General features: G+C 72.2%; 8 protein-coding genes. 7 read left to right on the plus strand and 1 reads right to left on the minus strand.

Features of this window, described 5'->3' with window-relative positions:
• A partial coding sequence (locus VF665_RS12995) for a BON domain-containing protein (RefSeq protein WP_331053857.1) occupies window positions 1-367 on the minus strand: 367 nt, incomplete at its 3' end.
• A gap of 132 nt (window positions 368-499) precedes the next feature.
• Here VF665_RS12995 and VF665_RS13000 point away from each other — a divergent pair.
• The 7 genes from VF665_RS13000 to VF665_RS13030 all read left to right on the plus strand — a co-directional run.
• Entirely contained in the window at window positions 500-1,228 is a 729-nt protein-coding gene (locus VF665_RS13000; protein ID WP_331053858.1) for a CPBP family intramembrane glutamic endopeptidase, read from the plus strand.
• A 62-nt stretch (window positions 1,229-1,290) separates the two neighbouring features.
• Window positions 1,291-1,845, plus strand: a complete 555-nt coding sequence (locus VF665_RS13005; protein ID WP_331053859.1) for an RsbRD N-terminal domain-containing protein — start codon at window positions 1,291-1,293, stop codon at window positions 1,843-1,845.
• A 25-nt stretch (window positions 1,846-1,870) separates the two neighbouring features.
• Complete coding sequence (locus VF665_RS13010) at window positions 1,871-2,431, plus strand: hypothetical protein (protein WP_331053860.1); 561 nt, start codon at window positions 1,871-1,873, stop codon at window positions 2,429-2,431.
• Between the two features lie 175 nt (window positions 2,432-2,606).
• Window positions 2,607-4,676 (plus strand): hypothetical protein, encoded by a 2,070-nt coding sequence (locus tag VF665_RS13015; RefSeq protein ID WP_331053861.1) that lies wholly within the window; start codon window positions 2,607-2,609, stop codon window positions 4,674-4,676.
• Window positions 4,677-4,701: 25 nt separating this feature from the next.
• The gene (locus VF665_RS13020; RefSeq protein WP_331053862.1) at window positions 4,702-6,150 is read left to right on the plus strand and encodes an acyl-CoA reductase; all 1,449 of its coding nucleotides are present in this window, start codon (window positions 4,702-4,704) and stop codon (window positions 6,148-6,150) included.
• 326 nt (window positions 6,151-6,476) lie between these two features.
• On the plus strand, window positions 6,477-6,803 hold the full coding sequence (locus tag VF665_RS13025) for a hypothetical protein (protein ID WP_331053863.1): 327 nt from the start codon (window positions 6,477-6,479) through the stop codon (window positions 6,801-6,803).
• 121 nt (window positions 6,804-6,924) lie between these two features.
• Window positions 6,925-7,368 (plus strand): hypothetical protein (locus tag VF665_RS13030; RefSeq protein WP_331053864.1); only part of this gene is annotated, 444 nt, incomplete at its 3' end.

Here is a 7,368-nt window from a genome sequence, read left to right on the forward strand (position 1 = left end):
AGACGCGCGGGGCCAGGCAGGTGACGCGGGCGGGGCCGGGCTGCAGAACGAGGAAATCCACCACCAGCGTCACCCCGGGCACCAGCCCGGCGTTGGCCTGCGCGCACTGCAGCGCCCCGAACCCCTGCACGGCGCCGTGCAGCTGCACCTCGCCCCCCATCACCACCGGGCGTACCTTCCCGCTCCCGATGGAGGGCTCGGCGGCCAGGCGCGCCTCCACCTCCCGCACGATGGCGGTGTCCAGGCTGGCCCGCTGGGCGACCTGCGCGGGCGTCTCCACGGGCGCGCCCCCGCCGATGCCCAGCACACTGCACCCCGCGCACGCCAGCGCCGCCGCCACACCCGTCCCGTACCTCGTAAGACGCATCAACCCGCTCCCGGGGAAACTTATCGCGCGCTCCACCCGTCCGATGAGGTGCGGCGCCGAATCTCGAGCCGAATTTCGCAATCGACAGGCCACCCGCCGCGAACCCCGCGCCGGAACCGCCGGACAAGGACCATGCGCGCGTACCTGCAAACCACCCGGACCCACACCTACACGCTGCTGTTCGCCCTTCCCCTGCTGGTGCTGTACGAGGTGGGGGCGGCGCTCACGGCCACGGACCGCGGCGGCATGCGCAACGGCGCCGACGTGCTCCTGCGCACCCTGCTGGCCGCGGGCGGCGTAAGCGGCACCCTGGCTTTTACCACGGCGCTCGCGCTGCTCGGCGCCGTGCTCATTGCGCGGGAGCAGCGCCGGAAGCGGGTGCAGGTGCGCCCCCGGCTGTTCGCCGGCATGCTGGCGGAAAGCGCGGTGTACGCGCTCGCCTTCGGCGTCGTGGTGAGCACCGCCACGCAGGCGCTGCTGGGCGGATTCGTGCGGATGGCGGCGGACGGCGCGCTGGGCACCCTTCCCGTGGGGCAGGGGGTCGTCCTTTCCCTGGGCGCCGGCATCTACGAGGAACTGCTCTTTCGCGTGCTGCTCACGGGCGGGCTGCTGGCCCTGCTCCCCGCGCTGGGGATGCGGAGGTCGACGGCGGCGCCGGTGGCCGTGATCGCCTCGGCCTTCCTGTTTTCCGCCTTTCACTACATCGGCCCGTACGCGTACCCGCTGGAACTGGGCAGCTTCACCTTTCGCCTCATCGCCGGGCTGGCGTTCAGCGCGCTGTACGTGTGGCGCGGCTTCGGCATCGCCGCGTGGACGCACGCGCTGTACGACGTGTTTCTGGTGCTGGCGGGCGCCGGCTGACGCTTCCGGGGGCAGGCGCGCGGTGCTATGCTTCCCCCGCACCAGCAACCCCGGGAGGCGCGGTGAACGAGACGGAAACCCAGTTCTATACCGAGCGCGAGGCGCGCGACCTGAGCCGCGCCGTGGAACAGCTGCGCGGCGGGCGCGAAACCGTGCTGCGCGACTGGATGGAGCGCGTGCGCGCCAACCAGGCCATGACCACGGGGCAGGCCCTGGCCGAGCCGCTGCTGCTGGACCACGTGCCGCAGCTGTTTGACGCTATCCTGGACCGGCTGGAGATCAACCGCTCGCGCGACGACGCGGAGCAGTTCGCCACCGTGCACGGCTTCATGCGGCGGCTCAGCGGCTACAACATCGCCGAAACGGTGCTGGAGCTGCTGATGTTCCGCCGCGCCATCTGGGCGCACCTCACCGCCGTGGGCGCGCGGGTGGAAGGCGCGTACGCCGCCATGGAGCAGATCGACGGCATGGTGGACCGCGCCATTCTGGCTTCGCTGAACGCCTACCTGGATCCGCAGGCGGCCATGCTGGAGCGCGACGCCGAGGACGGCGCGCAGGGCGGCACGGACCCGGACGGGTCTCCGGAGGGTACACCCCCGCCCGGCACGTCGCCCTGATTGAACCCGATTGCAATCCCGAATCATGAAGCTTGCACTTTCCGCCGGCGCCCTGCTGGCCGCGGCGCTCCTTTCCGCCTGCGACGGCGGCGGCACCCAGTCCAACCGGCTGAACCCGGCGGACGTGGCGGGCGTGTACCAGGTCTGCGACCTGGCGTTCACCCCGTCCAACGCCATTCTTCCCGCCGCGCAGCTGCTGCGCACGGTGGTGGACACCACGCCGGCGGCCGGGCGCCCGGAGCCCACGCTGGCCGTGGCCGGCAACGGCACCTACGACCTGGTCTACACCCGGCAGAGCGACAACTTTCTGCAGCAGCTGCGCGGGAACGTGACCTACGGGCAGGAGGCGATCGTGCTGGACCTGCCCAGCGGCGGGATCCCCGCGGAGCTGCTGCTGCCGCGCGGCCTGACCCTGCGCTTCAGCGACGCGGGCGGCAAGCGCCTCACCGCGTCGGCAGGCGACAACTTCGCGTATCCCGTGTCGCGCGCCGACTACGCGCGCGCTGCGGGCGTGAGCGAAGAAGGGCTGCAGAGCACCATCAACGGATCGCTGCTGGTTTCGCTCTCCACCGGCGCCTGCGGCTGACCGGAGGGCGGAGTGGAAGTGCGGAATGAAGTGCCCAGGTTCAAGTGCCCGGTGCCCAGTGCCCGGTGACTGAGCACTAAGGACTGAGCACTGAGCACTGGGTACTGAGCACTGATCACTCCGCACTCCGCACTCAGCACTGTTTTTTGATCTTTTTCCGCGGGAGCGGTACTCGGTGCGAAGCAGAGGGATGGCGGCGGCGCTGGCCGCGCTGGCGGCCGTGCTGGGAGCGGCCCCCGCGCGCGCGCAGGAGCCCGAGGGGTGGAACTCGCAGCGCACCCTGGAACTGGTGCAGCGCGCCCGCGACCGCCGGCAGCAGACGCAGGCGGATACCGGCATGGTGGACTACCAGGCCGACGCGCGCGGCTACATCTACTTTTACCTGGACCGCCGCGACACCGGCGAGCGCACCCTGGTCAAGACCGACCAGGTGGCGCTCGACGTGCTTTGGCGTGCCCCCAACCTCACCAAGCAGCGCATCATCGGGCTGCGCGACCGGCGCGACCTGCCCACCAACATCCAGTACCACCAGGACCACCTGTCCGTGGTGCAGGACAACTTCGGCGACCTGATCCGGCTGGGCGACGGCGACGAGGTGCGCGACGTGCTGCACCCCGCGTCGGGCGCCGGGCCCACGCTGTACGACTACCGGCTGGCGGACAGCAGCAGCATTCGCCTGCCCGGCGTGGCGGAGCCGGTGCGCGTGTACAAGCTGGAGGTGCGCCCGCGCAATCCGTCGCAGCCCGCCCTGGTCGGCTCGGTGTACGTGGACCGCCGCGCGGGCGACATCGTGCGGATGGACTTTACGTTCACCCCGTCGTCGTACGTGGACCGCGAGCTGGACTTCATCAACATCCGCATGGAAAACGGCCTGTACAAGGGCCGTTTCTGGCTCCCCATCCAGCAGCAGGTGGAAATCCGCCGCCAGCTCCCGGAACTGGGCCTGCCCGCGGGGGGAATGATCCGCGGCACCATGCGCATCTCCAACTACCGCTTCAACCAGGGGCTGGGGCCGGAGCTGTTCCGCGGCCGCCCCGTGGTGGCGGTGCCCGAGGCGCAGCGGCGCTCCTTCAACTTCGAGCAGGGGATCGACGCGGATCTGCGCGAGGCGGGGCTCAGCCCGGCCACCGAGCTGGGCGACGTGCGCGCCGAGGCCGCCGAACTGCTGGGCCGCCGTCTGTTGAGCGGGCTGCCGGGGAACCGCGTGGACCTGGCCGGCGCCACCCGCACGCTGCGGTACAACCGCGCGGAGGGGCTCGCCCTCTCCCTGGGCTACCGCGTCACTCCCGCGGAGCGCACCTCCCTCGCCCTGCGCGCGGGGATCGCGACCGCGACGCTGCGCCCCTTTGCGGAGGTGGATGCGTGGCGGGGCGCTCCGGGCGACCGCGCCGGGCTGGGCCTGTACTTCCGCCAGCCGCGGGACGTGGGGTACGGGCCGGTGATTTCGGGGGCGATGAACTCGCTGTCCGCACTGATCGCGGGGAGCGACTACAGCGATCCGTTCTACGCCAGCGGCGCCGAAGTGCGCGGCGAGCGGCCCTTGGGCGCGTGGACCGGCTCCGCGGCGCTCCGGCTGGAGCGGCACGACCAGGCGCGCCTGGCCTCGGACTTTTCCCTCCTGGGCGGATCGGATGCGTTCCGCCCCGTGCCCGACATCGTGCGGGGCACGCTGGTGGGAGGCACGCTCTCCATCCGCCGCGAGGCACCCGCGCTGGTGGAGCGCGGCCTTACGCTCGGCCTCTCGGTGGATGGCGGATCGCTGCGCCCCGCGGATGAGGACGGCGGGTACGAGTTCGTGCGGCCGCGGGTGGATGGCGCGCTCAGCTTCCGCACGGGAGGGAGCGGCGAGTGGACGCTGGACGGCTCCACCGGCGCCGCGCTGGGCGACGTGCCGCCGCAGGCGCAGTGGCGCGTGGGCGGGCGGGGCACGGTGCCGGGCTATGACTTCCGCTCGTACGGGGGCGACAGCTACGGCTTCGGGCGCGCGGCGTACGCGTGGGATCTGGCGCACCCCTTTGTCCGCGGCCGGGTGTTCGGCGCGGCGGGGTGGACCGGCGACGTGTTCCGCACCGTGAACGAGGCGGGGCTGTCGCCGCTGGACCGGCGCGGGGGGATGGCTTCCGTAGGCGTGGGCGTGGGGCTGCTGTACGACATCCTGCGCGTGGACGTGGCGCGCGGCTTCGGCGCGGGCGGCCGGTGGGAGGTAATCGTGGAGGCCAACCCCACCTTCTGGGACTTCCTCTGATGCCCATGCACCGGAGCGGCGCACCATGCCGGTGAGCGCCCACCGCCCGGCGGTGATCGACGCCTTTCACCTTCCCGCGCTGGACCACCCGCGCGCGACCACGTGGTCGTACGGCAAGGGCGAGGAGGCGTTCGAGGTGCGCATTCCGCGCCTGGCCCCGGCGGACCTCAAGCGGCAGGTGGAGGCGCTGGTGGCCGCGCGCGACCGGGTGCTGGCGCGCCGCCCCGTCGCGGAGATCATCGCCGTGGTGGACGCCGTGGCCGCGCGGCTGCTGGACCCCGCGGACCCGCTGCGGCAGGCGGCGGAGCGCGCGCTTCCCGCCGTGACCGCGTACTCGCCCGCCATGATCCGCCTGGTGCTGGACCGCATGGCGGCGGACTGGCGCGCGCCCCGCCTGCGGGAGCTGCTGCGGGCCGAGTTCGGCGATCCGCGGGTGCTGGACGGCTTTCAGCCCGCGGCGCGGACGGGCGGCTTTCACGCGGCGTTCGGGCCGCGGCTGGCGGTGCACGTGTTCAGCGGCAACGTCCCCGGCGTGGCGGTCACCTCGCTCATCCGTTCGCTGCTGGTAAAGGCGGCCACGCTGGGCAAGGCGGCGGTGGGCGAGCCGCTGCTGGCCGCGCTCTTTGCGCGCGGCATCGCCGAGGCGGACGCGGAGCTGGGCGCCTGCCTGGCCGTGACGTACTGGCCCGGCGGGGACGAGGCGATGGAGCGCGCCGCGCTGGACGGCGCCGACGCGGTGGTCGTCTACGGCGGCGCGGAGGCGGTGAGCGCCATCCGGGCCCGCACCCCGGCCACCGCGCGCTTTCTGGGCTACGGCCCCAAGGTCTCGTTCGGCATCGTCGCGCAGGGCGCGCTGCGGGGCGAGGCCGCGCGCGAAGCCGCCCGGGGCGCCGCGCACGACGCATCCACGTTCGACCAGCAGGGGTGTGTGTCGCCGCACCTGTTCTACGTGCAGGAGGGCGGGAACGTGTCGCCGCGGGCGTGGGCGGCGCTGCTGGCCGAGGAAATGGCGGCGGTGGAGCGCGAGCTCCCGCGCGGCGCGCTGGCGCCCGGCGAGTCGTCCGCCATCCGCCAGGTGCGCGCGGAGGCCGAATTCGCCGAAGCGGGCGGCGGCGGCACGCGCCTGCACGCGTCGGCGGAGGGCACCGCGTGGACGGTGGTCCACGATCCCCGCCCGGACTTCGCCGCCTCGTGCCTCAACCGCCTGGTCCGCGTAAAGCCCGTCGGCTCGCTGGCGGAGATCGCGGCGCTGGTGGAGCCGTTCGGCGCCGTGCTGCAGACCGTGGGCGTCGCCGGGACCGCGGAGGAAACGCGCACCGTCGCGGAGGCGCTGGCCCCCCTGGGCGCGAGCCGCTTTACCGCGCTGGGGCAGATGGCGTGGCCGCCGCCCTGGTGGCACCACGACGGCCGGGCGCCGCTGCGGGAGCTGGTGCGGTGGGCGGACATCGAGGGAACGGCGGGGAATAGGGAATAGGGAATAGGGAATAGGGAATAGGGAATAGGGAATAGGGGCGCCCGTGTGGACGGACGCCTTTTCTCGTGCCCACAAGCTCCATTCCGGTCTTGCATCTCCTTGGATTCTGTGCGATCGGTGGTTCACGTGAGCGGCCGGTGCCTTCCCTCTCCGTTGTTCCGCGATCTTCAGGAAATCGTAAGTGCCCTGCGGAAAACAGGATGGGAGCACGGGGGCGGAACGGCGGCCGGAAAGCGGACGGAATGGCATTGTTCCTGCCCTCAGATGTTTTCGTCCATCCGGGCCTGGTGACCGGCCCCGACCGTTCGCACCACCGCACGATCTCCATGCAACAGGACGTTCGCACCCCGGGCCGCCGCGCCTCTGCCTGGCGCGGCTTCGACAGCCGTTCGGCCAAGGCCATCGACACGCAGCTTCGCGAAGGACGCCGGCCCTGCTGCCCGCTCTGCCGCGAGCTTCTGCAGGCCCGCCCCGTCACCCGCATGACCCGCTACCTGGTGCTCGACGCCTCCGGATACGACTTGGAGTGCCGTACCTGCCGCCGCTTTCGCTCCGTGATCCGCCACACGGCCCGCTCGCTTCGCCTGGTGCGCATGCGCCGCCTGGCCGCCGCGGTGCACGCCATGGGCACCCGCGAACCCGCGCTGGCCTGAACGCTCGCGCGCGGCCCGGGGGTGGCACGCGCGTTGCTCCCTGGACGGGTTTCTCGACACGGCAGGAAACCCTTCGCGCCGCCGGGCTCCGGCGGCGCGTCCATGATCCCGGAAGCGCACGATGTCCCTGCACCTGTTCAGCACCCCGGTCCAGTGCACGCGGTGTGGTACCGTGGTGGACGACCCCACCACCGACCGCTGCCCCAAGTGCGGCAACCTGATGAAGGAGCGCCGCGCTCCCCGCCGGCTGGCCGGCGTAGAAACGCGGTACAGCAGCCTTCGCATTCTGCTGAACGCCATCCGCTTTCTGGCGGTGCTGCTGGTTCTGCTGGGCGGGCTCATGTTCTTCAGCACCCTGGGCAACGACGGGCTCAGCGGCATTCAGGGCGGCATCGTGCTCATGGCCTCCATCGTGGTGGCCGTGGGCATGCTGGCGCTCGCCGGCATGTTCGTGCTGATGATCGACATCGAAGAAAACACCCGCTCGTCGTTCCGCGTGCAGCAGCAGATCCTGGAAGAGATCGAACTGGCGCGCACCCCGGGCGTCCCGGCCGCCGGGGCTGAC

It is taken from the genome of Longimicrobium sp., from assembly GCF_036387355.1.
Classification (GTDB): domain Bacteria; phylum Gemmatimonadota; class Gemmatimonadetes; order Longimicrobiales; family Longimicrobiaceae; genus Longimicrobium.